Here is a 23,322-nt window from a genome sequence, read left to right on the forward strand (position 1 = left end):
CATGAAACTGCATTTCACGCTCGAAACCACCTCCGCCCGCGCCGAACTGGATATCGAGATCAACCAGCTGGTCGTTGCCGGATGGGCCGGCCGAGACCGTGCCGCCATCGAACATCACATCGAGGAACTGGCGGCGATCGGTGTGCCGCGCCCGAGCACGGTGCCGTTGTTTTACCGCGTCTCCGAGAACTCGGCGGTACAGGCCGACACCATTCAGTCGGTCGGCACCGAAAGCTCCGGCGAGGTCGAGACTTTCATCTTCCGCGCCGGCGAAGAACTTTATGTGTCGCTCGCTTCCGACCATACCGACCGCAAGCTTGAATCGCACAGCGTTGCGCTGTCGAAACAGATTTGCGCCAAGCCGATTGCCAAAACCGCATGGCCTTTTGCAGAAGTCGCCGATCACTGGGACCAGTTGATCATCCGTTCGTGGATCGATGAAAACGGCGCGGAAACGCTCTACCAGGAAGGTCCGTTGTCGAGCCTGCGCACCCCGCAGGACTTGATTGCCGGCTTCACCGGTGGCGAGACGGTACTGCCCGAAAAAACCGGCATGATCTGCGGCACGGTCGGCGCCATCGGCGGCATCCGCCCGTCGGGTCGCTTCACCATGGAACTGTTCGATCCGGTCCTCAACCGCAGCATCCGCCACAGCTACACGATCGAAACCCTGCCAGAGGTTCAGTAATGGCCCATTATCCGACGATTGCCGAGGTTTCCGCTTCACTTGCCTCAGCGCAAACGACCAGCCGAAAGCTTGCCGATGCGGCACTTGCGGCAATCGACGATCCGGCCGGTCAGGGCGCCAAGGCGTTCATTCGCCGCAACGATGCCCGCGCCCGCGCCATGGCGGACGCCTCTGACCTGATGCGCAGCGTAGGCCAAGTTCGCTCGCCTCTCGAAGGCGTCGCCATATCGGTAAAAGACCTGTTCGACCTTGCCGGAGAAGTGACGACGGCCGGCAGCGTCGCCATGCGCGATGCGGCCCCGGCCACGGCAGACGCTCCGGTCGTGGCAGCGCTTGCCCGCGCCGGCGCCGTCATTACCGGCACCACCAATATGAGCGAGTTCGCCTTTTCCGGCCTCGGTCTCAACCCGCATTACGGCACGCCGCTCAACACGTTCGACCGGTCCACCGGTCGCATTCCCGGCGGATCTTCCTCGGGTGCTGCGGTTTCGGTAACCGATGGCATGGCGATTGCCGCGATCGGCACGGATACGGGAGGCTCGATCCGTATTCCGGCAGCGCTTTGCGGTTTGACGGGCTTCAAGCCGACGGCCAGACGCGTCAGCCGCGATGCGGTTCTGCCGCTTTCCACATCGCTCGATTCCATCGGCCCGATTGCCTCAAGCGTTACCTGCTGCGCCATAATCGATGGCATCATTTCCGGCGAGACACAGCGCGTAATCAATCCCATGCCGTTGACTGGCCTCAGGCTGGCAGTACCGCAGACCGTCGTCCTGTCGGATATGGACGACCATGTCGCCGCCACCTTCGCAGCCACTCTTCGCTTCCTCTCTGATGCAGGAGCCGTTATCACCGAGATCGATGTGCCCGAATTTGCCCAACTGGCGACGATCAACGCCAAGGGCGGGCTGATCGCGGCGGAAGCCTGGCACTGGCATCGCGACCTGCTGGAAAGCCATGGCGACGCCTATGACCAGCGTGTCCGCGGCCGCATCCTGCGTGGGCGCGATATCAGCGCCGCCGATTATCTCGACGTGCTCGCCGCCCGGCTTGCCTGGCAGCAGGGTGTCAGCGAAAAGCTTTCCGGTTTCGACGCCGTCATCATGCCAACCGTGCCGATGATCGCGCCCGCCGTTGCGCCGTTGCAGGCCGACGATGCGACTTTCTTTGCCACCAACGGCCTGATGCTGCGAAACCCGACGATGATTAATTTCCTCGACGGCTGTGGTCTGTCCGTGCCCTGCCATGAAGGGGATACGGCGCCTGTCGGCCTGATGATCGCCAGTGGTCCGATGACGGATGCAAAGATCCTGTCGATCGGCCTGTCGATCGAGCAGGCTTTGAAGACGCGGGGCGGTTAAGATGGAATTCGGTCCCGGTTCCGCCGCTCATCTGGTGCGGCTTGAGGCGCGCTCTGGCGCGCTTTCCGGCCCGACCGCCAATCTGGCTCCCGGCTTCGTCCAGGCCAATCTGGCGATCCTGCCGCGCGCACTTGCCTATGACTTCCTGTTGTTCTGCCAGAGGAACCCGAAACCTTGCCCGCTGATTGGCGTGTCGGATGCCGGAGCGCCGATCATCGAGGCGCTGGGGCACGATCTCGATATCCGCACCGATGTGCCGCGATACCGCGTCTGGGAAAACGGCAAACTGGTCGGCGAACCGGAGAATATCACCGACATCTGGTGTGACGATCTCGTGACCTTTGCGATCGGCTGTTCCTTTTCCTTCGAAGAGGCTCTGCTGGCCTCGAATGTCCCGGTCCGTCATATCGAGGACGATACCAATGTGCCGATGTATCGAACATCGATCGAAACCGTGCCGGCCGGCGTCTTTTCCGGACCGCTTGTGGTTTCGATGCGGCCGATGAAGCCGCAGGACGCCATCAAGGCGGTGCAGATCACCAGCCGTTTCCCCTCAGTCCACGGTGCGCCTGTGCATATCGGAAACCCTGCCGCCATCGGTATCGCCGACATCGCGAAACCGGAATACGGCGATGCCGTGCGGATCCAAGAGGGCGAAGTGCCGGTGTTCTGGGCCTGCGGTGTGACACCCCAGGCCGCCATCGCGCGCGTCGCGCCGGCATTTTCCATCACCCATGCGCCAGGGCACATGCTGGTCACGGATCTCGTCAACGCCAATCTTTCAATCTGATAAACCTGAGGATGCGAGAGGGATAAACGCATGTCGACCGATCGTCTCCTGAAGCTTGAACCGCTCTCGCAGACTGCCTTTGCGCCCTATGGCTGGTTTCTCGGAAAACCTTATCCGACGGCAGCAGGCGCCGTGGCATTTTCCGATGTCGCGACGGATTTCTGGCAAGAGCACATATTCGATCCCGGCTCAGCAGGTGAGGTCGAAGTTCTCTGGGTGAATTATCGTAACAACGACAAGACCATCGGCACGCTTGAACGGCATCTTCTGACGGATCAGGCCGTCGTGCCGCTGGTCGGGGCGATCACGCAGATCGTCGCCCGGCCCGCAGCCGATGGCTCCCCCGACCTCGATAGCTTGCGGGCATTTCGCGTCGAGCCGGGAAGCGGTGTTTGCATGCGTGCGAACGTATGGCACGCCACGAGAAGCGAAGCTTCAACCTGCCTGATGCTGACTCGGCACTCGACGACCGTGGATCTGATAGCCGGTCTTAACGGCACGCATGCACTCATGGAATCTGCTCTGCACAGCGTGACCGGCGTGGAATTATTCGGTTGACCCTGTCATTGGAAGCGCAATGCTCTTCTTTTGCTGCTTTCCTGAGCCCCATTACTGGAATGCTCTACAGTCTTGCCGCATCAAATATTGCAGGCACCGCGTGGAAAACGCTGAAACGACTTGAGATACAATAAAATCCTTGCCCATGTGGCCCGAGGTCATGCGTGGAGGAGACGCCATAAATAGCAGGCATCAGATCATCGTCGCCAACCTGACGGTGGCAACCTTTCATTAGCCTGCAATCGGTCAATCTGATCGCGATATCCATCCCATTCTCGAACGCGGTACGATCGATGCGGTCGAATGGATCGGCCCCTATGACGACGAACGTCTCGGCTTTTACCAAATCGCGCCGAACTACTATTACCCGGCCTATTGGGAAGGTGGCCTGACCATCCACTTATTCATCAACAAAGGACAGTATGAAGCCCTGCCGGATGCCTACAAGGCGGCACTGGATGCCGCATGCAAGACGACATTCGAGCTTTACGCCGAATACAGCGCCAAACACCCGGCATGGGCAAAGATCTATCCGGGCTGGAAGAAATTCCGCGACGACTCCTTCGAATGGTTCCGCGTCGCCGAATACAGCTATGACAGCTACATGTATGCGGCGCAGGCGTCGGGGAAATAACGATTTCCAGAGTGGCTGGCGACGCCGGCCGCTCCTCCGAGCCATATCTCGATTGAAACGCCCGCTGAGCGTGAAGAAAACCGTCTTTTCAGGCCTCGATGCTGACGACATCATCGCCGCAGCACGCTCTCCGGCGTCATGCCCGAGCACAGATCGCGCAAGCCAATCCTCTCGCCACCAACAAACGATAGAAATTCACTTTCGGTCCCTTGCAGCCGGCACCCATCCTATGCAAGTGAATAGCTGGTACAACCTTATGCTGCCGAACGCGTCGATATTCTCCCTATGGGACACTATGAGGGCACGCAAATTGCGCAAAGCATTGATTACCGGGATTACGGGACAGGACGGAGCCTACCTCGCACAACTATTGCTAGGAAAAGGGTATGAAGTTCACGGTGTTGTACGGCGTTCCAGTCACGCCGAAGTCAGCAGTCACAGGTTGCGTTGGCTTGGCATCGAAAACGATGTCAAGCTCATCGATGGCAACCTGAACGATCTTTCCTGCTTGATGCGCATCATGCAGACTATCAAACCGGACGAGGTTTATAACCTCGGCGCCCAGTCATTTGTTCACTCGTCCTGGCAACAGCCTCTTCTGACAGCGCAAGTAACGGCGGTCGGCGTCACCAACGTGCTTGAGGCGGTTCGCATCGAGGCGCCGACTGCTCGTTTTTATCAGGCCTCGTCATCAGAAATGTTTGGCCTCATTCAGGAAACGATCCAAAGCGAAACGACTCCCTTCTATCCACGATCCCCTTACGCCGTTGCGAAGCTTTATGGGCATTGGATCACAGTCAATTATCGTGAAAGCTTTGGAATGCACGCGTCTTCCGGCATTCTTTTCAATCACGAGTCACCGCTACGTGGAAAAGAATTTGTCACCCGCAAGGTGACGGACGCTGCCGCACGGATCAAGCTTGGCCTGCAGGACGAGCTTCCCATGGGAAATATCGACGCAAAGCGCGATTGGGGGCACGCCAAGGATTACGTTAAGGCTATGTGGATGATGCTGCAACAGGACAAGCCCGACGACTATGTCGTGGCGACGGGCCGCACCACGACTGTTCGCGACATGATCCGTATTGCATTCGATCACATCGGCCTTAACCCGGCTGATTTCGTCAGGATTGATGCCTCCCTTTTCAGACCCGCCGAAGTTGAGGTGCTTCAGGGAAATCCTGAAAAAGCCAAGGCGAAACTTGGCTGGGAGGCGAAGATCACGCTTGAGGAAATGATCGCCGAAATGGTAGATGCGGATTTAGCCCGACTTCGTCGAAGTGAAGACATTGACCCGTCCAAAATGAGATAATATCCGGTGCATCTGTCGAATTGGTGAAAGCGGGATGCAGTGACGTCACGAGGTTTTGTGGCGTTACTAAGTCGGTGGGCCGCAACGGAACATCCAGCCAGATATGGGAAGCGGCATTGTCAAATATTTTGGTAACAGGTGCCTCCGGATTTATTGGAACACGGCTTTGCACGTTGCTTCGGGAGCGTGGGGATCGCGCTTTTGCAGCGTCAAAGGAAATCTCTCAGAATTTCGACAGCTGCCCGTTCGACCTTGCCGATGCCAACCTTATTCAAACAGCAGTGGAGCGTGCGGATCCAGACGTGATCATTCACCTCGCTGCACTTGGCACGGTTACAGGAACCGATCCTAAGGCTTATTACGACATCAATGCTCTTGGCACCGAGAGATTGCTGGACGCCATGGACAAGCTTGGGCGACGTACTCGCTTCATTCTTGTCAGTACCGCCGGCGTATATGGCAATCAGGATGCCAGCGTTCTGAGCGAGGAAATGTCACCGCTGCCTGTTCATCATTACGGCTTCAGCAAGTTTATCGCCGAACGCCTTACCCACATGGCCGCCGACAGGCACGATATCACGATCGTCCGGCCATTTAACGTTATCGGCAAAGGACAACGAGGCAATTTCATTGTTCCGAAATTGGTGGATCATTTTCATCGTCGAGCTCCCGTCGTTAAGCTGGGCAATATCGACGTCACGCGCGACTACATAAATCTGGACGCAGCTTGCAGTGTGCTTATAGAGGCGATCGACACGCCACAGACTTTCAACGAGGTCATCAATCTTTGCTCCGGCCGAGAGACTTCTCTGCGTGAGCTCATCCAGCACCTGACGGACATCACGGGCCACACGATCGAGATCGAAACCGTACCGCAATTTACGCGTGCGAATGAGGTTTGGCATCTGGTTGGGTCTGCGGTAAAACTCGACAGGTTGTTGCCGAATCGCCTAGCACCGTTGCCGGTGCGGGAGGTATTGGAAGAAATCGTGGGCTGATATCCACTCGTCGGGCCGCGATTTGATGATAACATCTGTTGCATCGAGCGAGACCCTTTGCTGGTGCAAATCATGTTTGCCATGCTGAACTCCATCAGCGCGCCTTGGCTCGTAACTCCCCTTTCGGCTTTCCTGTTCACGTGATGATATATTCGAGCCAAATCCTCGATTCGCGAAATCGTGTGATGGATATTGGGATATGAGTGAGGTCTGCCTCCCGAAAATAACCGGCGGTTTCAGGATCAAGACATGCGCGACAACAAGGGACCAAAGGCGCACTTCAATCAGGTCAGCCAATGACAGGAGAAAAGATGCCGATCGAAAAGGAGGCGCCTACTCCCGAGGCATATAATGGCCCTGCGACGATGGCAGATGTCGGGAAGATGGCCGGCGTATCCGCAATGACGGTATCGCGCGCCCTCAAAGGCAATTCCTATATCGCCAAGGACACACTGAATCGCATCATGGCCGCGGTCGAGCAACTCGGTTATGTACTCGACCAGTCCGCCGGCAGCCTTTCATCCCGTCGTAGCGGTTTCATAGCCACTATCATGCCATCGATCGATAACTCGAATTTCGCCGATACCGCACGCGGCATTACCGACACCCTTGCCCGAACAAGCATGCAGCTTCTGCTGGGCTACACCAACTATTCGGTTGATAGGGAAGAACAACTGATCGAAGCCATGCTGCGCCGACGGCCGGAAGGTATCATCCTGACCGGTGGAAAGCATACCGCCAAAGCACGAGGAATGCTGGTCAATGCTGACATTCCTGTCATCGAGACATGGGATGTGCCGGAAGACCCAGTGAATGCGGTGGTCGGCTTTTCCAATCTCGCCGCGATGGAAGCACTTGTCTGCGGATTGATCGACAAGGGATATTCGAAGCTCGCCTTCATCGGTGGGCCAGAGGAAGCCGATACACGTGGCCATCAGCGCCGCCTCGGCTTTGAACGGGCACTGGCCAATCGCGGCCTCGACGCGTCGCGCAAGGTCGAAATTGACGCAGTCCCGATCCGCATGTCGCATGGCGGAGGCGCGATCCGGAGAGTGCTGGAACGGTTTCCCGATACGGATATCGCAATCTGTGTGTCGGACCTTCTCGCTTTCGGGGCAATCATGGAATGCAGGAGGATGGGACTTGCCGTGCCGGACGACATCGCAGTCGCGGGTTTTGGTGACTACGAAATTGCCTCTGTGTCGGAACCAGGCATCACCACGGTGAATGTCGACAGCTATGGGATCGGCACCCGGGCCGCCGGCCAGATGATCGCCATGCTGGAAAATCGCAACGCAGCAACTGCGATCAAAACAGAGTATCACGTGCTGTTTCGTGACAGCACGTGATAGCTTTCATTCCGCCTAGAAGCTGAGCTGCACCTTCATCGACCGGCTACGATCACCAGCCATTTCGAACGCCTTCACGGCATCGGCAACCGGATAGATTTCCGACAGAAGCGGGGAGAAATCCACACGTTTCTGATTGATGAGATCCACCGCCTGCTCGAATTCCTCATGGAAACGGAAGGTGCCCTTTATCTCGATTTCCTTGGCAACGATGGTGTTCTGCGGCAGCGATATATCGCCGCCAAGTCCAAGTTGAACGAGTACGCCGCGCGGTTTCAACACCTCGATACCAGAGCGAACGGCACGTTCGTTGCCGGATGCCTCGAAATGGACATCGAAATAACCCTTGTTGGCGGAATATGCGTTGAGCGCGTCCGGCTCGGATGCAACGTTGATGGTGCGATCGGCGCCGATGGTCCGCGCCTTTTGCAGCACCGCATCCATCACGTCGGTCGCGACGACCTCGCGTGCACCATGCAGGCGCGCGGCAATGATCGACAGAACGCCGATCGGTCCGCAACCGGTCACCAGCACCCTCTTGCCCTGCAAGGACCCCGCGCGCGACACGGCATGCAAGGTCACGGCAAAAGGCTCGGCGAAGGCAGCCTCGTTGATGGAAATACCTTCATTCACCTTGTGGCACTGCCATGCCTGCGCGACCAGCCGCTGACGGAAGGCGCCCTGAATATGCGGCATGGGCATGGCGCTACCGTAGAAGCGCATATTCAGGCAATGGTTCTGTTGCCCCTTGAGGCAGTAATCGCATGAATTGCAGGGCCGGCTCGGTGAAACGGCGACATGATCGCCGACAGCAAGATGGGACACGCCTTCCCCAAGCCCGACAATACGGCCGGCGACCTCATGCCCGAGGATCATCGGTTCGCGTATGCGCACCGTGCCGAAGCCGCCATGATGGTAATAATGAAGATCCGAGCCGCAGATACCGCCGGCTTCGATGGCAATGTCAACCTGACCTGGGCCGGCGGCCTCGGCTTCACGTTCCTCGACACGCAAATCCTTGGCAGAGTGGATGACGACAGCTTTCATGGACATGACCTCAAATGACCGGAGTGGGAAGGGATTGGCCGGAAAAATGCGCTGCCAGATTGTCACGCACAAGCTGGCCCATCGCCTTTCGAGTCTCGATCGTGCCTGAGGCATGATGCGGTTGCAACAGCACGTTTTCAAGCTTGAGGAAACGCGGATCAAGTTTTGGTTCACCCTCGAACACATCAAGTGCAGCCGAGCCGAGCGTGCCATTTTCAAGCGCGTCAAGCAGCGCTGCTTCATCGAGATTGGAAGCGCGCGAGATGTTGATCAACATGCCTTCCGGGCCAAGCGCCTCGATAACCCGCTTCGAAACAATATGGCGGGTGGCCGTCGAAGCGGCCAGCGTCACGAACAGGAAGTCGGAATGCTCGGCCAATGCCACCGTATCAGCAATGAAGGTCATACCCTCTGCGTAGGATTTTTCTGATACGTCGCTATAGGCGATCTCCATATCGAAGCCGCGCAGGCGCTTGGCGACTTCGAAACCGATGCGACCGAGCCCGAGCACGCCCGCCTTGCGGCCCCAGACCTTGCGCTTTAAGGGATACAAACCCTTGGCAGCCCAACTGCCATCTTTCACCCACTGCTCCGCACCCATCATGCCCCGCGACTGGCAAAGCATCATGGCGACGCCAAGATCGGCGACGTCGTTTGTGAGAACATCGGGCGTGTTGGTGACGCGAATGCCACGCTCGCGGCAGGCGTCCAGATTGACCGCGTCATAGCCGACACCGTAGACCGAAATAATCTGCAGATTTGGCAGCTTGGCGATCAGCTCGGCCGATGCCCCCAGTTCGCCGCGCGTGGCAACCGCCGTCACCTTGCTCGCCTCGTTTGCAATGAAGGAATCGCGATCGCGCGCTTCATACAGTTTTTTCACGTCATAGCTCTTTTCGAGCTCGACCATATCCCATTCCGGATAAGGGCCGATAACGAGGATTTGCGGCTTCATTTCTCACTCCCGAGCTTGGTTTTTGATTGCATATGTTATCGATAACATTTATGTCAACGCGAAAGAGACTTATGGACCGGGAGGAATTTCTGATGTCGTTTCCGCTGTTCGATCTGACGGGCAAAACCGCGCTGATCACCGGCTCGAGCCAGGGCATCGGCCTGGCGCTGGCGCGGGGGCTTGCCGAGCATGGCGCCAGCGTCATTCTCAACGGCCGCGATGAGGCGAAACTGGACAACGCGAAGAAGCAGCTGATTGCTGACGGATTTACCGTGCATTCCGTTGCCTTTGACGCAACTGACCACGCATCCGTCGCAGCCGGCATCGAACGGATCGAAGCCGAAATCGGTGCCATCGACATTCTCGTCAACAATGCCGGCATGCAACACCGTTCGCCGCTGGAGGATTTTCCAGCCGACAAGTGGGAGCAGCTTCTGACCACCAACATTTCGACCGTGTTTTATGTTGGTCAGGCTGTGGCACGCCACATGATTGCCCGCGGGCAGGGCAAGATCATCAACATCGCCTCGGTACAGAGCGAACTCGCCCGTCCGGGCATTGCCCCCTATACGGCTACCAAGGGTGCCGTAAAGAACCTCACCAAGGGCATGTCCACGGATTGGGCCAAGCATGGCCTGCAGGTTAACGCCATCGCACCCGGCTATTTCAAGACGCCGCTCAATCAGGCGCTCGTCGACAATCCGGAATTTTCCGCATGGCTGGAAAAGCGCACGCCGGCTGCCCGTTGGGGCAATGTCGACGAACTGGTCGGCGCAGCGGTCTTCCTGTCCGGCAAGGGCTCTTCTTTCGTTAACGGGCACACGCTTTATGTCGACGGCGGCATCACAATCAGCCTCTAGGGCATAGATCGTCCGGCGGCCCATCATCGTGATGGGCATTGCCGGGTGCGGCAAAAGTTCTGTCGAACTCCAGACCAGATAGTGAAAGGGCGACCGCGAGGCCGCCCTACTTTTCATTTTCTGCCATGAAAGATCAGAGTGGGCAGGCGATAACGGGAAGCGATCGAAAGCCGATGCTTCCCTTTATCGCTTTTCAGATATCGACCGTCAGGCCCTTGGCCTTCAGCACCTCTTCAAGCTTGCTGACTTCGATCACCGAAGCCCCCGCCTTATAGGCTTCGATGAAACCGGCTTCCGCATCTTCACGAGCCTGCGAGAGCTTTGCCGCTTCGGCGACTTCGTTACGGCGGACCACGACAAGCCCATCGGCATCACCGACAATCACGTCACCCGGATTGATGATCTCACCGCCGACGATGATGCTGTCGTTAGTCGTGCCAAGCGTTTCCTTAACAGTTCCCTTGATGCATGTGCTGAGCGAGAAAACCGGAAAACCGAGTTCGCGAAGCTGCAGCGTGTCGCGCACGCCGGTATCCGTCACCAAGCCGCCGATGCCCTTGGCGAGGCAGGCATTGGCCAGCACATCGCCGAACGAACCGGCTTCTTCGTATTCGCCGGCGGAAACGACGATGATGTCACCCGGCTTGGCGTAGTTGATCGCCAGCTGCAACATGATGTTGTCACGCGGCGAGGATTTGACGGTGAAGGCCGGACCGCACAGTTTCATGCGATAATCGACAGGCTTCAGGCGCGACGACAAGGCGCCGCGGCGCCCCTGCGCTTCGTGAATGGTTGCCGGCGAAAACTTTGCAAGCGCCGCCAGATCCTCCTTGGAGGGACGTTCGGGGATGTGTTTGATGTGTGCCATAGGGCCCTCCTCAAGGCCATAGATAAACCGCACGGCGGCAAGACTGCCGCCGTCGGCAATTGTCAGATGATGGTTGGTTTAAAATCGGAAAGCGCTCTGCGCCGTCGGATTACGGGATCGGGTCGAACTTCAGTTCGGACAGCGGAACGACCTTGTCTGTGCGGGTCATCTTGTATTCGGTGCCCTGACCGAGCCACTTGTCCCAGATCTTGTTGATCTCGCCATCGGCATCGAGCTTGCGCAGGATTTCGTTGACCTTGGCGGTCAGCGCCGGCTGGTCCTTCTGCATGCCGATACCGATCGGCTGGTACAGCATCGGCTCCTCGATCATGCGCATTTCCTTGCCGCGGTTCTTCGACTCGTTGACGAACTTCGTCGTCGTCATCGTGTTGGCGACCATACCGCGTGCCTTGCCCTGCTGAACGGCGAGATAGGCGGACGCGGTATCCTGGAAGGTCAGCGGCTCGGACTTGTTGAGCTTGATCGACATTTCCGAGGTCGAGCCCTTTGCGGAGGCGATGCGCTGGCCGGCATAGTCCGCCTTGGCCTTGCCTTCATCCGTCGTCGGAACGATCAGCATTTCCTTGGCAAGATAATAGGGGTCGCTGAACTGGATCTGTTCGGCGCGGCTCTGGGTGTAGGCAAGGTTGGCAACGGTGATATCGACGCGGCCAAGTTTCACTTCCGGCACTCGGGCTTCGACAGATACCGGCTTCACTTCCGCCGTCACGCCAAGTTCCTTGGCGATGGCGTTGCAAAGATCGACGTCGAAGCCGGCCATTTCGCGGGTCTTCGGGTCCGGCGCCGAGAATGGCGGCACGTCGGCAAAGGTTGCGCAGCGCAGCTTCTTGGCCGAGAGGATGTCGGCAAGCTGGTCGGCCTTGGCAGGCGCGACCGAAGCGGTGCCGGCGACGAGCGCTGCGAGAGTTGCGAATTTCCAGTTCATTTGCTGTTCTCCATTGTTATTTTATGTGGAAGGCAGTCAGTGCCGCAGATCAGCAAGAAAACGCTGAGCGCGCGGATGTCGTGGATTCTTGAAGAAGTCTTCGGGAGGCGCGGTTTCGAGGATCTCGCCGGCGTCGATGAACCAGATCCGGTCCGCGACATCACGGGCAAAGCCCATTTCGTGGGTCACGCACAGCATGGTCATGCCGTCGGCCGCCAGGCTTTTCATGACGCTCAGCACCTCGCCCACCATTTCCGGATCGAGCGCGCTGGTCGGTTCATCGAACAACATCACAGGCGGCTCCATGGCGAGCGCACGGGCAATCGCCACGCGCTGCTGCTGGCCACCGGAAAGCTGACCGGGATAGGAATTCGCCTTATCGGCGAGACCGACGCGATCGAGGAGTTTCAGCGCCTTATCATGAGCGACATTCGCCGCAATGCCCTTCACGCGGATCGGAGACATCGACACGTTTTCGACGACCGAAAGGTGCGGAAACAGGTTGAAGCTCTGGAACACGAAGCCGATGCTGCTACGCAGCTTGTTGAGTTCGCTGCCGCGCATAGGAGCGTGGATATCCTGGCCCTCAAAACTGATGCCGCCACTGTTGATCTCTTCCAACCGGTTGACCGTGCGGATCAGCGTAGACTTGCCGGAACCGGACGGGCCGCAGATGACCACCACTTCGCCACGCGCCACTTCGGCATTGATGTTCTTCAGGACCGGATAATCGCCATAACTCTTGCAGACATCGGCAATGCGGATCGCCTGGGTGGCCTGCGGTTCGGACACTGACGTGCTCATAGCTGCTCCGTGATGGTTTTGAGAGGCGCGGCCTCGGCCGGCAGGCGGACATTGCGTGGCCCGGCGCGGCGGCGGGCGATACGCCGCTCGACGCTGTTGGCGACAAAAGTCAGGCTCCAGCAGAGGATGTAATAGACCACGGCGAGGATGAGGAAGACCTGGAAAGGCTGGGTCAGAAGCTGGTTGTTCACCTGGCTTGCCGCGAATGTGAGGTCGGGCACGTTGATGACGTAACCGAGCGTCGTGTCCTTGATCGTCGAGACGAAGGTGGAAATCATGCTCGGGATCATGTTGTAGAGCGCCTGCGGCAGGATCACGAAGCGCATCGCCCCCATGTAACCGTGGCCCAGAGCACGCGCCGCATCCATCTGTCCCTGCCCCAGCGAAACGATACCGGCGCGAACGACCTCGCTGAGAAAGGCCCCCTGATAGATGACCAGCGTCACCAGCATGATCAGGAAGCTCGGCACGTCGGCGCCGGTCCACAACGGGATGACGAAATAGCACCACAGGATGAGCATCAGCAGTGGCACGCCGCGGGTTACGTAGACGAGCGCCGTCATCGGCCAGCGCAGGAACCACCATTTCGACAGGCGGGCCAGCGCCATCAGGATACTGACCGGGAAGGCGAATGCGATCGCAAGCGCCGACAGGATCAGAGTGTTGGCGAGACCGCCGAGCGGCCCGTTCGGGTACTGACCGATCAGAAGAAGCAGCCAATAATCCTGAATGATGGTGATGAAATCGTGGATCATGCGCGTGCCCTCCGCGCCGGATCGGCTCGCGTGGCGATATAGGCGCCGATCCCCATGATGATGAGCGAGAAGAACAGATAGGTCACCGTACCGACCAGATAGATTTCAAACGTGCGGAAACTGATATTTTCGATTTCCTTCACCGCATGGGTCAGTTCCGGCGCGCCGATGACGATGGCAAGGCTGCTGTTCTTGAACAGCGAGACACTATGGTTGATCAGCGGCGGCAGCGCATTGCGCACGCCTTGCGGCATGATCACGAAGCGCATCGCCGAGGCATAACCGTGGCCAAGCGCCTGTGCCGCTTCCATCTGGCCGGGGCTGACCGAGCGCAGACCGGAACGAAGGTCCTCGCTGAAATAGGCCGCCTGACACAGGCCGAGGCCGATGACTGCAAAGATCGCTTCGGCATTGTTGTTCGCGAGCCAGTCCGACAGGCCCTGCGGCATCAGCGTGAAAATGCCGAAATACCAGAGCATCAGCTGCACAAGTGTCGGCACGTTACGGTGGTAGGACACGTAGGCAGCGACGATCGGCTCACCAATCCGCAGCGGCGAGACACGCAGTGCAAGAAGCAGGATCGCCAGCGTCATCGCCAGCACCCATGAACCGATATAGATGATGAAGGTCATCTCGATGCCATGCAGAAGCATCGAGATATAGTCCGGGTTGCTCAGGATTGCCGAAAGATCAAACCCGTTCACCGCTTGGTCCCTTCGGAACTGGCGGATGGGGTCTGCGGCTTGGCCGTCTGCAGACCACCCATGACCTGAAGCGTCGGGGTAATTTCCATATGACCGATATTGACGGCAACGGGCGCGGCAATCGCAAAGGCAATGGCATCGGCGATGTCGGAGGCCTGCGGCAGCTCGAAACCATCGATGAAACGTTCCCGGATCGACGGATCATCGCCATGAACATGGTTGAAGATATCGGTTGCCACGCGGCCTGGGCAGATTTCCGTCACTCTCACCCGTTTTCCGAAAGTGTCGATGCGCAGCTGATTGGACAGCATGGCAACACCAGCCTTGACGGCATGGTACGTCGAATTGCCGCCGAAATTGTAGTTTCCGGCAATCGAGGAAATGTTGATGACGTGGCCGCGGTCGCGCTCAGTCATGCCCGGCACGACCATGCGGCAGAGATGCAGGACAGCGCGCAGGTTGACGTCGATCAGGAGATCGATATCGCCGTCTTCCGCTTCCAGAAACTTCTTCGGCCGATCGACACCGGCATTGTTGATGAGGATGTCGAATGCCACTCGGCCGGTTAGTTCGGCAAGCGCGTCGCGATTGGTCACGTCGATAGCATGAGCGATGCAGCCGGTCCGTTCGGAGAGTTCGCGCAGCGGCTCGGCGCTACGGGCAACGGCGTGGACTTCCAATCCCTCGCGGCACAGTCTTTCCACAACAGCGGCGCCGATTCCCGACGAGGCACCAGTGACAAGAGCGGTCTTGTAATCGGAAAACGGCATTCAGATCCCCTTTGTTGAGATGAGACTAGCGAAGCTTTTTTCACTTGCCTAAGACCGATTAGTTTTGGGCTAATAAGGAAGCGTTATGGATGTCCGTTCCTGTTGCCGAAGGCTTGATTTGCGCTTTATAAATCAAACAGCTAGGTTTCTCTTCGGCAGCCGGATCTTGGGTCGAACACCGATGACGACCTCTCCAACCGGTGGCAACAGCACAGGCAGCATCGACAATAATGGATATCCGACGCCTCAAATCCTTCATCGTCATTGTCGATAGCGGCAGCATCACACGTGCCGCTGACATCCTGCACCTGGCTCAGCCGGCGCTCAGCCAGCAGCTGGCAGCACTGGAAGATCATTTCGGGCAAAAGCTTCTGATCCGCAGCCAGCAGGGCGTCACGATGACCGACGCCGGCCAGGCGGTTTATCGCCACGCACAGATCATCTTGCGGCAAATGGAACAGGCGCAGTCCGATGTCGCGACCGCCGGACGGTCCCTGGCCGGCCGGGTGTCCGTCGGCCTCGTTCCATTCAGCAGCGCCGCCACCCTTTCGGTCGAATTGCTGGCGGAGACGCGAAAGCGTCATCCGGGCATCCTTCTGCACCTGACCGAAAGCGTTGGCCAGACATACAGCCAGATGATCATGAACGGCCGTCTGGAAATGGCGCTCATTCACGGCGTCGGCCCGATCAAAGGCGTCCGCTTCGAACCGTTGCTGAAAGAGGAATTTTTTATTGTGGCGCATCCTGATTTCGCCATCGAAGCGAGCGATGCGCCGGTACCGGTGACATCGCTCGAAGGACTGCCATTCCTGATGCCGCCAGCTTACAATTTCGTTCGCAGGGCCGTCGACACGGCGTTTTCGCGCAGCAAAGTCGAGCTGAAGGTGGTGGCGGAAGTGGAAATCGTCAGGACCCTCAGCCGTTCGGTCGACCGGGGGCTCGGGGCGACGATCATGCCCAAGGCAATTGCCGACCGGCTGATTGCCGAATCCAGCGAAAAACTGATCTGCCGCCTCGTCTCTCCACGTATCGAGGAGACCTTGTCGCTCTGTGTTTCCGATCAGACACCGCTTTCGGAACCGGCTGTCGCGGTCAGGGACATTCTCGTCGAGTTGACAGCCAGGCTGAAGACCTGACCGCCACAAACGAAATGAGAATCGGTTACTTCATGTCCTTGCAGTACTGCGCAATGCGGTTGAAGCCTTCCTCCAGCATTTCCATGCTGGTCGCGTAGGAAATGCGGAAATATGGGCTCATGCCGTAAGCCGCGCCTTGCACTGTCGCGACATGGTGTTCCTCGACCAGGCCCATGACGAAATCGACATCGGTTTCAATCTTGCGACCGCCCTTGGTGGTCTTGCCGATCAGTTCGGACATGTTCGGGAAGACGTAGAATGCGCCTTCAGGTTTGTGGGCGCGCAGGCCATCGATTTCCGCCAAGCGACCGAGTACGTAATCCCGGCGGGTCTTGTAGATGGACGACCGCTCTTTCAGCAGATCTTGCGGACCGTCGAGCGCGGCAACAGCAGCGGCCTGCGTCAACGTCGAGGTTCCGCCGCTGTTCTGGCCATTGACATTGCTGATCGCCGCGATGAGATCTTTCGGTCCGCCGCAGTAGCCCAGACGCCAGCCGGTCATGGCATAGGCCTTGGACACGCCGTTCATGGTCAACACGCGGTCGTAAAGACGCGGTTCGACCTCGGCGATCGTGCAGAATTCGAAATCGTCATAAACGAGATGCTCGTAGATATCGTCGGTGAGGATCCACACATGCGGATGGCGTAGCATGACTTCGGCGATCGCCGCCATTTCAGCGCGTGAGCAGGCAGCGCCCGTCGGGTTGTTTGGGAAATTCAGGAAAAGCCACTTGGTGCGCGGCGTGATCGCGGCTTCCAGATCCTCGGCGCGCAGCTTGAAGCCGGCATTCTCCGGGCAAGGCACCGAGACCGGCACACCGCCGGCAAATTTCACGATATCCGCATAACTGACCCAGGAAGGCGCCGGAATGACGACTTCATCGCCCGGATTGCAGGTGGCCAGCACGGCATTGAAGATCACCTGCTTGCCGCCACCGGAAACCACGATCTGGTTCGGATCATAGGTCAGGTTGTTTTCGCGCTTGAACTTGCGGATGATGGCGGCTTTCAAGGCCGGGGTACCGTCCATGGTCGGATATTTGGTGTCGCCGGCAAGCGCTGCGGCATGCGCGGCTTCGATCGCATGGGCAGGCGTCGGAAAGTCCGGTTCGCCGGAGGACAGGCTGACCACCTTGATCCCCTGAGCGGCAAGTTCGCGGGCGCGCTGCGTCATGGCAGCAGAAGCGGAGACGGAGACGTTTTTCAAACGGTCGGCAGTGGCGGGCATGATCTGGTCTTCCAGTTTTGATTGCTAGGTGGAAAAGGAATTTGCGGCGGTTTCAGCCGACAATCTCCGATGCAGATGCAAGGGTACCGCCGGCGGTCTCTATTTCGCTGCGGACGATCCGTGCAAGTTCGAGCGATCCCGGCGTATCGCTGTGGACGAGAATAGATCTGGCGGGCATGTTTATGGTCACGCCATCAATGGTCGTGACGGTGCCATCGACAAGGAACTGGCGCACGCGGGCGCGCACGGCCGCTTCCTCCTTCACCAACGCCCCCGGCAACCCGCGGGCAACGAGACGTCCCTGTGCGTCATAAGCGCGGTCAGCCAGAAACAGCAGCAATGTATCGAGCGAGGCGCGTCTGGCGGCCGCTTCGATCTCGCTGCCCGGCATGGCGAAGATGATCAATTCGGGATCGACGGTGCGGATCGCGTCCATCATCAGATCGGCCAGCCTGGGGTCGCGGTTGACCATGTTGCCCATGGCCGCGTGAAAGCTGAAATGGGCGACGCGCTGGCCTTCGCTGGCGGCAATCGCCTTCAGCGCCCCCAGTTGATAGAGCATCTGCTGACGCAGTTCATCGTTCGAATAGGGAATTTCGCGACGACCGAAACCGGCGCGGTCCGGCAGACCGGGATGCGCACCGATACCAACGCCGTTCGCCTTTGCCAGACGCACCATGCGCGTCATCGTATCGGGATCGCCGCCATGAAAACCACAGGCGATATTGGCGGAAGTGACGACGTTCATCATCGCTTCGTCATCGCACAGGCTGTAAGGGCCGAACCCCTCGCCCATGTCGGAATTCAGATCGATCTTCATTCCTTCCTCCCTCAACTCATTGCCTGCAATGCGCCGCAAACCATGCGCGATGTCAGGCGGACATCCTCGACAAAACCGGTCACGGCCTTCTCGACCTCGGCTGCCTGAGCATGCGTCACGCGAACGAAGCGCAGACGACTGCCGATACGCGCCTGACCGAGCCGCCAGAGATCGGCCTCGATGACACCGGCAATCTTGGGATAACCGCCAGCCGTATTGGCATCGGCCATCTGGATGATCGGCTCGCCGCTGGGCGGCACCTGCACGACACCGGACACCACACCGTGCGAACGCATCTCGACAGGTGTCGTCGGCTTGATCGGATCACCCATCAGGCGATAACCGGTTCGGTCGCTCTGGGTGGAGATCTTCCAGGTCTGCGACCAGAAACGCTCGGCGTCGGCGCCGAAAAGAGCATGTTCTCCCGCCGGAATGGCGCGGACAAGAAGTACACCATCCTGCGGAGCGGGATAAACCTCGGCAAGCGCATAGGTCGGATCGACGACAGAGAGGCCCGCCGCTGGAAGGTTCAGGGGATTGGAAACCTCGCCAAGCTGCAGGGTGTCACCTGTCATCAGATGACGTCCCTCTCTGCCGCCGAATGCACCGCGAAGCGATGTGCTACGCGAACCCATGACCGGCGCCACATCGATACCGCCGGTTATGCAGATATAGGCGCGTGTACCGACGCGCGGCTGGCCAAGCTCCAACACCTGCCCGGCCTCCACCGAGAGCGCACAACACGGCTGGATGGTTCGCCCGCCGATCGAAGCGCCGCAATCGGCCCCCGTCACGGCAAAAGCCGTCGCTTTCGAAAACCGGAGCTTGAACGGATAGGTCTGAATTTCCAACGCGGCCGCGCCGGATTCGTTACCAAGCAGGCTGTTACCGATCTTGAGTGCCAATGGGTCCATGGCGCCGCTGGTGGTCACGCCGATATTGCGAAAGCCGGGTCGGCCAAGGTCCTGCACCGTGTTGAACGGCCCTGTCTGGATGATCTCTATCATAGCTCTATGCTCGCTGGCACGAAACGCACCGTATCGCCCGGCGCCATGACGGCAGGCATGGACGACATCGGATCGAACATCTGCAATTCGGCAAAACCGATCGAATTCCAGCCATTGGGCCCGGTCAAGACCGCGACGCCGGTCTGCATGCCGCCGATGGTGACACAGCCTCTGGCCATGTTGAGCGACGGGACAGTCTTGCGCGGCATGTAGATGCGCGGATCAAGGCCATGGAGGTAGCCGAAACCAGGCGCACTGCCGAGTGCGAATACCCGATAGGTGCCTTCGTAATGAATACGGACGACCTCACGGTCTGACAGGCCTGAGCGATCGCAAAGTGCGGCAAGATCGGTGGCGTGATCGCCGCCATATGTCACGGCAATCTCAATCCTTCGGCCGGTGAGATCGATGCTTTCGGCCTGTTCCCAAGCCTCCAGTAGGCGCGAGGCCAAGGCTTCCGGATCTTCGGCTGTCTGTTTCAACACGATAAGAAGATTGGTCATGCCGGGCACGATTTCGAGCGTCTCGCTCCACAGTTCCACCGCACGGGACAGAGCCCAGATCCGTCGTTGCGAAGCGAGGTCGAAGGCGCCGGTCGCTTCGAGAAGAAAGGCACGCGAACCGATAGGGGAAACACGAGCGCCATTGCGGTCGAGCACAAGCGATTCGACGGGAGCGGCGATTTTGGCGGCTGAGGCACTCATGCTTCTGGCTCGACTTCTGCAATCGGATCGCCGAAACCGACGACCGTTCCGGTTTCAACGAGATGGCGACGCAGGCGTTGCGACGGCCCTGCCGCCACCGGTAGCAGGATCGGGCCGACCTGCAGGAGGCCGATCATATCGCTTGCCGCCGATGTCGCGGGTCCACTGGTGCGGGACAGATCAGTCGGCCAGAACACGCCAGCCATCGGCGCCTTGACGACCACGAGTACGCCCTCAGCATCCGTTCGGCGGGCGAGCAACTGGCGCACAGCAGCATTGGCAGATCCCGAAAGGCGGATCAGCAGGCTCTGGTCGGGCCGGGTGATTTCAATTCCGTCGACGCCGGCGGCTTCAAGCGCTGCAGTCAATCGTTCGACGATGGCGGGATCGCTGAAATCCGGTTTACTCATGCTGCCCCCTGCGTCGTCAACCATTTTTCCAGATAATGGATATCCGTTTCACCTTCGGCGAAGGCAGCATCTTCGAAGAGTTCGCGTAGCAGCGGCAGATTGGTGGCAATGCCTTCCAGCTTGAAGGACGCCAAAGCCGCCCTCATACGCCGCATGGCATCGGACCGGTCGTGACCATGCACGATCAGCTTGGCGATCAGGGAGTCGTAATAGGGCGACACCTTGTAACCGGCTTCCACATGGGTATCGACACGAACGCCCTCGCCAACCGGCAATTCAAGCGCAGTGATGACGCCTGCCTGCGGCATGAAGGTCGCGGGGTCTTCAGCATTGATGCGGCATTCGATCGCATGGCCCGTGCAGGCAACGTCGCCCTGCCCCATCGACAACGCCTCGCCCTGTGCGACGCGCAATTGCTGCTGGACGATATCAACGCCGCTGGTTTCTTCGGTGACCGGATGTTCCACCTGCAGACGGGTATTCATCTCGATGAAGTAGAAAGCGCCGTCTTCATAGAGGAATTCAAACGTTCCGACGCCACGATATCCGATCTGTTTACAAGCCTTGACGCAAGCAGCGCCGACCGGGCCGATCAGTGCATCGGAAATGCCGGGAGCCGGCGCCTCTTCGACCACCTTCTGATGGCGGCGCTGCATCGAGCAGTCACGATGACCAAGCCAGACAGCGTTGCTATGCGTGTCGCAGAGAACCTGAATTTCGATATGGCGCGGATGCTGAAGGAACTTTTCCATGTAGAGCGCGGGTGTACCGAAAGCCTTGCGCGCTTCTTCGCGCGTCAGTGACACCGCCTCCAGAAGCTCCCCCTCATGCAGCACGACGCGCATGCCGCGTCCGCCACCGCCGCCGGCTGCCTTGACGATAACGGGGTAACCTATGTCGGCAGCAACCGTTCGGATTGCCGAGGGTTCCGACGGCAGTTCGGTATCAGGGCCCGGCACGCAAGGCACACCAGCAGCCACCATGGCGCTCTTGGCGGCAATTTTGTCACCCATTGTGGCAATGGCGCCGGCATCAGGGCCAATAAAGATCAGGCCCGCCTCCTCCACGGCCGCCGAGAAGCGGCTGTTTTCGGAAAGAAATCCATAACCCGGATGAACGGCACCTGCACGAGTAAGGCGCGCCGCCAGCAGGATCGCATTGTGGTTCAGATAGCTTTTCGAGACAGTAGACGGTCCGATGCAGATCGATTGATCCGCGCTTCTTGCATAGGCCGCATCCCTATCCGCCTCCGAACAGACGACAACGGCCTTCAATCCCATTTCGTGGCAGGCACGGACAACGCGCAAGGCGATTTCACCGCGATTGGCAATCAGGACCGTATCGAAACGTTGCTGTGAGACCATCACGCTATCTCCGCCAGCACGTCGCCAACCTCGACCTCCGCACCATTCACATCCGCCAGGCGGGTGATCTTGCCGGCGCGCGGCGCAGCGATCTTGTTGAACACCTTCATCGCCTCAATGATGAAAAGCGTCTGCCCCTCGTCTACAGCGTCACCAACCGATACGAAGGGCGGATCGTCGGGCGCCGGGGCGATATGAAGCACGCCAAAAATCGGCGCGGAAACCGTGGTTCCGCTCCTCTGCCGTCCCGCGGCAACACTCGTTGCCGGTACGTCTGCAGCGGACGGCGCGGCTGTCACATCGGAAGACAAGGGGAGATCAGACGATCTGTCGCGGAAGATGCGGACGGTCGTGCCCTTCTCGGTGACAGTCAACTCGGCGACATTGGATCGACCGACAAAGTCTATCAGTTTTTCTATTTTTGAGAGATCCATTCCCCGGTCCACTGATGAGCTAGGCGCATGACGTCGCAGAGATCGTGCGGCGACGATCGCTGTCATTGTCGTAACATAGGCAGTGGATTGATGGGGTCAGACGAAGTTTCAATGGACGGGGCGTTCCCGTCAGCAACCATTTCGGAAAGCGTGGAAAACCCGACTGCCGCGAGAGAGGTCTCGCGGCATGACCATCGATGCTTTGGGTCCGGAACGTTACATATTCTGATAAACCGGGCCTTCGGCCCCCTGCGGCGGGACCCAGTTGATGTTCTGGTTGGGGTCCTTGATGTCGCAGGTCTTGCAGTGCACGCAGTTCTGCGCGATTCTTCACCTGAAGATGAACCGGCTGGTCTTCCTCATGATTGGTGTTGGACAAAAACACCGAGGACAGGCGATCGAAGGTCAGCACACCATCCGGCTTCGGATACTCGATCTTCTTATGCAGTTTTGCAGGCTCCAGGCTTTGCGCATCCGTCTTGCCGTGTTTCAGCGTGCCGAAGAAGGAGAAGCCCAAAAGCTGGTTGGTCCACATGTCGAGGCCACCGAGCGACACACCCAGCACCGTGCCGAGCTTCGACCATAGCGGTTTGACGTTGCGCACGCTCTTCAAATCCTTGCCGATCGGGCCGTCGCGCCATTCGTTCTCGATCTCAACCACTTCATCATTGGCGCGGCCGGCCGCGATTGCCTCGGCCAGCTTGTCGGCCGCCAGCATGCCCGACAGCACGGCGTTGTGGCTGCCCTTGATGCGCGGCACATTGACGAGACCGGCGGAACAGCCGATCAGCGCGCCGCCCGGAAACGTCAGTTTCGGAAC

General features: G+C 58.8%; 24 protein-coding genes and 2 pseudogenes. 10 read left to right on the top strand and 16 right to left on the bottom strand.

Going from position 1 to position 23,322, the window contains the following annotated elements:
- Nucleotide 1: 1 nt before the first annotated feature.
- From GAO09_RS12520 to GAO09_RS12555, 8 genes and pseudogenes are all read left to right on the top strand, one after another.
- Nucleotides 2–688, top strand: coding sequence for a DUF2848 domain-containing protein (locus GAO09_RS12520; protein WP_153354336.1), 687 nt, complete (start codon nt 2–4; stop codon nt 686–688).
- Nucleotides 688–2,049: an amidase gene (locus GAO09_RS12525; RefSeq protein ID WP_153354337.1), complete on the top strand. Its 1,362-nt coding sequence runs from the start codon at nt 688–690 to the stop codon at nt 2,047–2,049. Before GAO09_RS12520 ends, GAO09_RS12525 begins: the two co-directional genes overlap by 1 nt.
- Nucleotide 2,050: 1 nt before the next feature.
- Nucleotides 2,051–2,839 (top strand): putative hydro-lyase, encoded by a 789-nt coding sequence (locus GAO09_RS12530; RefSeq protein ID WP_153354338.1) that lies wholly within the window; start codon nt 2,051–2,053, stop codon nt 2,837–2,839.
- Between the two features lie 30 nt (nt 2,840–2,869).
- Entirely contained in the window at nt 2,870–3,397 is a 528-nt protein-coding gene (locus GAO09_RS12535) for an ureidoglycolate lyase (RefSeq protein WP_153354339.1), read from the top strand.
- A 259-nt stretch (nt 3,398–3,656) separates the two neighbouring features.
- Nucleotides 3,657–4,031: pseudogene (locus GAO09_RS12540) on the top strand (type 2 periplasmic-binding domain-containing protein); the annotation flags it as partial.
- Between the two features lie 295 nt (nt 4,032–4,326).
- A complete protein-coding gene (gene gmd / locus GAO09_RS12545; protein ID WP_209018700.1) occupies nt 4,327–5,343 on the top strand; it encodes a GDP-mannose 4,6-dehydratase in 1,017 nt (338 codons plus the stop codon).
- Between the two features lie 116 nt (nt 5,344–5,459).
- Nucleotides 5,460–6,341 carry an NAD-dependent epimerase/dehydratase family protein gene (locus GAO09_RS12550; RefSeq protein WP_209018697.1) on the top strand — a complete coding sequence of 294 codons (882 nt, stop codon included), beginning with the start codon at nt 5,460–5,462 and terminating at the stop codon, nt 6,339–6,341.
- 296 nt (nt 6,342–6,637) lie between these two features.
- The gene (locus GAO09_RS12555; RefSeq protein WP_476588304.1) at nt 6,638–7,690 is read left to right on the top strand and encodes a LacI family DNA-binding transcriptional regulator; all 1,053 of its coding nucleotides are present in this window, start codon (nt 6,638–6,640) and stop codon (nt 7,688–7,690) included.
- A gap of 15 nt (nt 7,691–7,705) precedes the next feature.
- Here the strand turns inward: GAO09_RS12555 and GAO09_RS12560 are convergent, their stop codons facing one another.
- Together GAO09_RS12560 and GAO09_RS12565 are read right to left on the bottom strand one after the other, a co-directional pair.
- Nucleotides 7,706–8,737, bottom strand: coding sequence for an L-idonate 5-dehydrogenase (locus GAO09_RS12560; RefSeq protein WP_153354341.1), 1,032 nt, complete (start codon nt 8,735–8,737; stop codon nt 7,706–7,708).
- A gap of 10 nt (nt 8,738–8,747) precedes the next feature.
- A complete protein-coding gene (locus GAO09_RS12565; protein WP_153354342.1) occupies nt 8,748–9,692 on the bottom strand; it encodes a 2-hydroxyacid dehydrogenase in 945 nt (314 codons plus the stop codon).
- 92 nt (nt 9,693–9,784) lie between these two features.
- Here GAO09_RS12565 and GAO09_RS12570 point away from each other — a divergent pair, with 92 nt between their 5' ends.
- The gene (locus GAO09_RS12570) at nt 9,785–10,552 is read left to right on the top strand and encodes an SDR family oxidoreductase (protein WP_153354343.1); all 768 of its coding nucleotides are present in this window, start codon (nt 9,785–9,787) and stop codon (nt 10,550–10,552) included.
- A gap of 193 nt (nt 10,553–10,745) precedes the next feature.
- On the opposite strand, the gene GAO09_RS12575 is transcribed toward GAO09_RS12570, so the two are convergent.
- The 6 genes from GAO09_RS12575 to GAO09_RS12600 form a co-directional block, all read right to left on the bottom strand.
- The gene (locus GAO09_RS12575; protein ID WP_153354344.1) at nt 10,746–11,420 is read right to left on the bottom strand and encodes a 4-carboxy-4-hydroxy-2-oxoadipate aldolase/oxaloacetate decarboxylase; all 675 of its coding nucleotides are present in this window, start codon (nt 11,418–11,420) and stop codon (nt 10,746–10,748) included.
- Nucleotides 11,421–11,529: 109 nt separating this feature from the next.
- Nucleotides 11,530–12,366, bottom strand: coding sequence for an ABC transporter substrate-binding protein (locus tag GAO09_RS12580; RefSeq protein ID WP_153354345.1), 837 nt, complete (start codon nt 12,364–12,366; stop codon nt 11,530–11,532).
- Between the two features lie 36 nt (nt 12,367–12,402).
- A complete protein-coding gene (locus GAO09_RS12585) occupies nt 12,403–13,170 on the bottom strand; it encodes an amino acid ABC transporter ATP-binding protein (protein WP_153354346.1) in 768 nt (255 codons plus the stop codon).
- Entirely contained in the window at nt 13,167–13,925 is a 759-nt protein-coding gene (locus tag GAO09_RS12590) for an amino acid ABC transporter permease (protein ID WP_153354347.1), read from the bottom strand. Before GAO09_RS12590 ends, GAO09_RS12585 begins: the two co-directional genes overlap by 4 nt.
- Complete coding sequence (locus tag GAO09_RS12595; RefSeq protein ID WP_324185516.1) at nt 13,922–14,629, bottom strand: amino acid ABC transporter permease; 708 nt, start codon at nt 14,627–14,629, stop codon at nt 13,922–13,924. The genes GAO09_RS12590 and GAO09_RS12595 overlap by 4 nt, the downstream gene beginning before the upstream one ends.
- Nucleotides 14,626–15,399 (bottom strand): SDR family oxidoreductase, encoded by a 774-nt coding sequence (locus tag GAO09_RS12600; protein ID WP_153354348.1) that lies wholly within the window; start codon nt 15,397–15,399, stop codon nt 14,626–14,628. The genes GAO09_RS12595 and GAO09_RS12600 overlap by 4 nt, the downstream gene beginning before the upstream one ends.
- A gap of 230 nt (nt 15,400–15,629) precedes the next feature.
- Between GAO09_RS12600 and nac the strand changes: the two genes are divergently transcribed.
- A complete protein-coding gene (gene nac, locus GAO09_RS12605) occupies nt 15,630–16,535 on the top strand; it encodes a nitrogen assimilation transcriptional regulator NAC (protein ID WP_153354349.1) in 906 nt (301 codons plus the stop codon).
- A 25-nt stretch (nt 16,536–16,560) separates the two neighbouring features.
- On the opposite strand, the gene GAO09_RS12610 is transcribed toward nac, so the two are convergent.
- From GAO09_RS12610 to GAO09_RS12645, 8 genes and pseudogenes are all read right to left on the bottom strand, one after another.
- The gene (locus tag GAO09_RS12610) at nt 16,561–17,763 is read right to left on the bottom strand and encodes a pyridoxal phosphate-dependent aminotransferase (RefSeq protein ID WP_153354350.1); all 1,203 of its coding nucleotides are present in this window, start codon (nt 17,761–17,763) and stop codon (nt 16,561–16,563) included.
- Nucleotides 17,764–17,815: 52 nt separating this feature from the next.
- Complete coding sequence (locus GAO09_RS12615) at nt 17,816–18,583, bottom strand: 5-oxoprolinase subunit PxpA (RefSeq protein WP_153354351.1); 768 nt, start codon at nt 18,581–18,583, stop codon at nt 17,816–17,818.
- An 11-nt stretch (nt 18,584–18,594) separates the two neighbouring features.
- Complete coding sequence (locus GAO09_RS12620; RefSeq protein ID WP_153354352.1) at nt 18,595–19,590, bottom strand: 5-oxoprolinase subunit C family protein; 996 nt, start codon at nt 19,588–19,590, stop codon at nt 18,595–18,597.
- Nucleotides 19,587–20,294 carry a 5-oxoprolinase subunit PxpB gene (gene pxpB / locus GAO09_RS12625; RefSeq protein WP_153354353.1) on the bottom strand — a complete coding sequence of 236 codons (708 nt, stop codon included), beginning with the start codon at nt 20,292–20,294 and terminating at the stop codon, nt 19,587–19,589. Before pxpB ends, GAO09_RS12620 begins: the two co-directional genes overlap by 4 nt.
- Nucleotides 20,291–20,704, bottom strand: coding sequence for a biotin/lipoyl attachment domain-containing protein (locus GAO09_RS12630; protein WP_153354354.1), 414 nt, complete (start codon nt 20,702–20,704; stop codon nt 20,291–20,293). Before GAO09_RS12630 ends, pxpB begins: the two co-directional genes overlap by 4 nt.
- Nucleotides 20,701–22,068, bottom strand: coding sequence for an acetyl-CoA carboxylase biotin carboxylase subunit (locus GAO09_RS12635; protein ID WP_153354355.1), 1,368 nt, complete (start codon nt 22,066–22,068; stop codon nt 20,701–20,703). Before GAO09_RS12635 ends, GAO09_RS12630 begins: the two co-directional genes overlap by 4 nt.
- A complete protein-coding gene (locus GAO09_RS12640; RefSeq protein ID WP_153354356.1) occupies nt 22,068–22,502 on the bottom strand; it encodes an acetyl-CoA carboxylase biotin carboxyl carrier protein in 435 nt (144 codons plus the stop codon). Before GAO09_RS12640 ends, GAO09_RS12635 begins: the two co-directional genes overlap by 1 nt.
- 216 nt (nt 22,503–22,718) lie before the next feature.
- Nucleotides 22,719–23,322: pseudogene (locus GAO09_RS12645) on the bottom strand (electron transfer flavoprotein-ubiquinone oxidoreductase); the annotation flags it as partial.

It is taken from the genome of Endobacterium cereale, assembly GCF_009617585.1.
GTDB lineage: Bacteria > Pseudomonadota > Alphaproteobacteria > Rhizobiales > Rhizobiaceae > Neorhizobium > Neorhizobium cereale.

Excerpts from the sequence above, each read along its gene's own strand:
- GAO09_RS12570 (WP_153354343.1), top strand. The coding sequence starts at position 9,785 with ATGTCGTTTCCGCTGTTCGATCTGACGGGCAAAACCGCGCTGATCACC.
- GAO09_RS12610 (WP_153354350.1), bottom strand. The coding sequence starts at position 17,763 with ATGCCCGCCACTGCCGACCGTTTGAAAAACGTCTCCGTCTCCGCTTCT.
- GAO09_RS12535 (WP_153354339.1), top strand. The coding sequence starts at position 2,870 with ATGTCGACCGATCGTCTCCTGAAGCTTGAACCGCTCTCGCAGACTGCC.
- GAO09_RS12630 (WP_153354354.1), bottom strand. The coding sequence starts at position 20,704 with ATGAGTAAACCGGATTTCAGCGATCCCGCCATCGTCGAACGATTGACT.
- GAO09_RS12615 (WP_153354351.1), bottom strand. The coding sequence starts at position 18,583 with ATGAAGATCGATCTGAATTCCGACATGGGCGAGGGGTTCGGCCCTTAC.
- GAO09_RS12530 (WP_153354338.1), top strand. The coding sequence starts at position 2,051 with ATGGAATTCGGTCCCGGTTCCGCCGCTCATCTGGTGCGGCTTGAGGCG.
- pxpB (WP_153354353.1), bottom strand. The coding sequence starts at position 20,294 with ATGAGTGCCTCAGCCGCCAAAATCGCCGCTCCCGTCGAATCGCTTGTG.
- GAO09_RS12585 (WP_153354346.1), bottom strand. The coding sequence starts at position 13,170 with ATGAGCACGTCAGTGTCCGAACCGCAGGCCACCCAGGCGATCCGCATT.
- GAO09_RS12620 (WP_153354352.1), bottom strand. The coding sequence starts at position 19,590 with ATGATAGAGATCATCCAGACAGGGCCGTTCAACACGGTGCAGGACCTT.
- GAO09_RS12600 (WP_153354348.1), bottom strand. The coding sequence starts at position 15,399 with ATGCCGTTTTCCGATTACAAGACCGCTCTTGTCACTGGTGCCTCGTCG.
- GAO09_RS12525 (WP_153354337.1), top strand. The coding sequence starts at position 688 with ATGGCCCATTATCCGACGATTGCCGAGGTTTCCGCTTCACTTGCCTCA.
- GAO09_RS12565 (WP_153354342.1), bottom strand. The coding sequence starts at position 9,692 with ATGAAGCCGCAAATCCTCGTTATCGGCCCTTATCCGGAATGGGATATG.
- gmd (WP_209018700.1), top strand. The coding sequence starts at position 4,327 with ATGAGGGCACGCAAATTGCGCAAAGCATTGATTACCGGGATTACGGGA.
- GAO09_RS12590 (WP_153354347.1), bottom strand. The coding sequence starts at position 13,925 with ATGATCCACGATTTCATCACCATCATTCAGGATTATTGGCTGCTTCTT.
- GAO09_RS12520 (WP_153354336.1), top strand. The coding sequence starts at position 2 with ATGAAACTGCATTTCACGCTCGAAACCACCTCCGCCCGCGCCGAACTG.
- nac (WP_153354349.1), top strand. The coding sequence starts at position 15,630 with ATGGATATCCGACGCCTCAAATCCTTCATCGTCATTGTCGATAGCGGC.
- GAO09_RS12580 (WP_153354345.1), bottom strand. The coding sequence starts at position 12,366 with ATGAACTGGAAATTCGCAACTCTCGCAGCGCTCGTCGCCGGCACCGCT.
- GAO09_RS12555 (WP_476588304.1), top strand. The coding sequence starts at position 6,638 with ATGACAGGAGAAAAGATGCCGATCGAAAAGGAGGCGCCTACTCCCGAG.
- GAO09_RS12575 (WP_153354344.1), bottom strand. The coding sequence starts at position 11,420 with ATGGCACACATCAAACACATCCCCGAACGTCCCTCCAAGGAGGATCTG.
- GAO09_RS12640 (WP_153354356.1), bottom strand. The coding sequence starts at position 22,502 with ATGGATCTCTCAAAAATAGAAAAACTGATAGACTTTGTCGGTCGATCC.
- GAO09_RS12635 (WP_153354355.1), bottom strand. The coding sequence starts at position 22,068 with ATGGTCTCACAGCAACGTTTCGATACGGTCCTGATTGCCAATCGCGGT.
- GAO09_RS12560 (WP_153354341.1), bottom strand. The coding sequence starts at position 8,737 with ATGAAAGCTGTCGTCATCCACTCTGCCAAGGATTTGCGTGTCGAGGAA.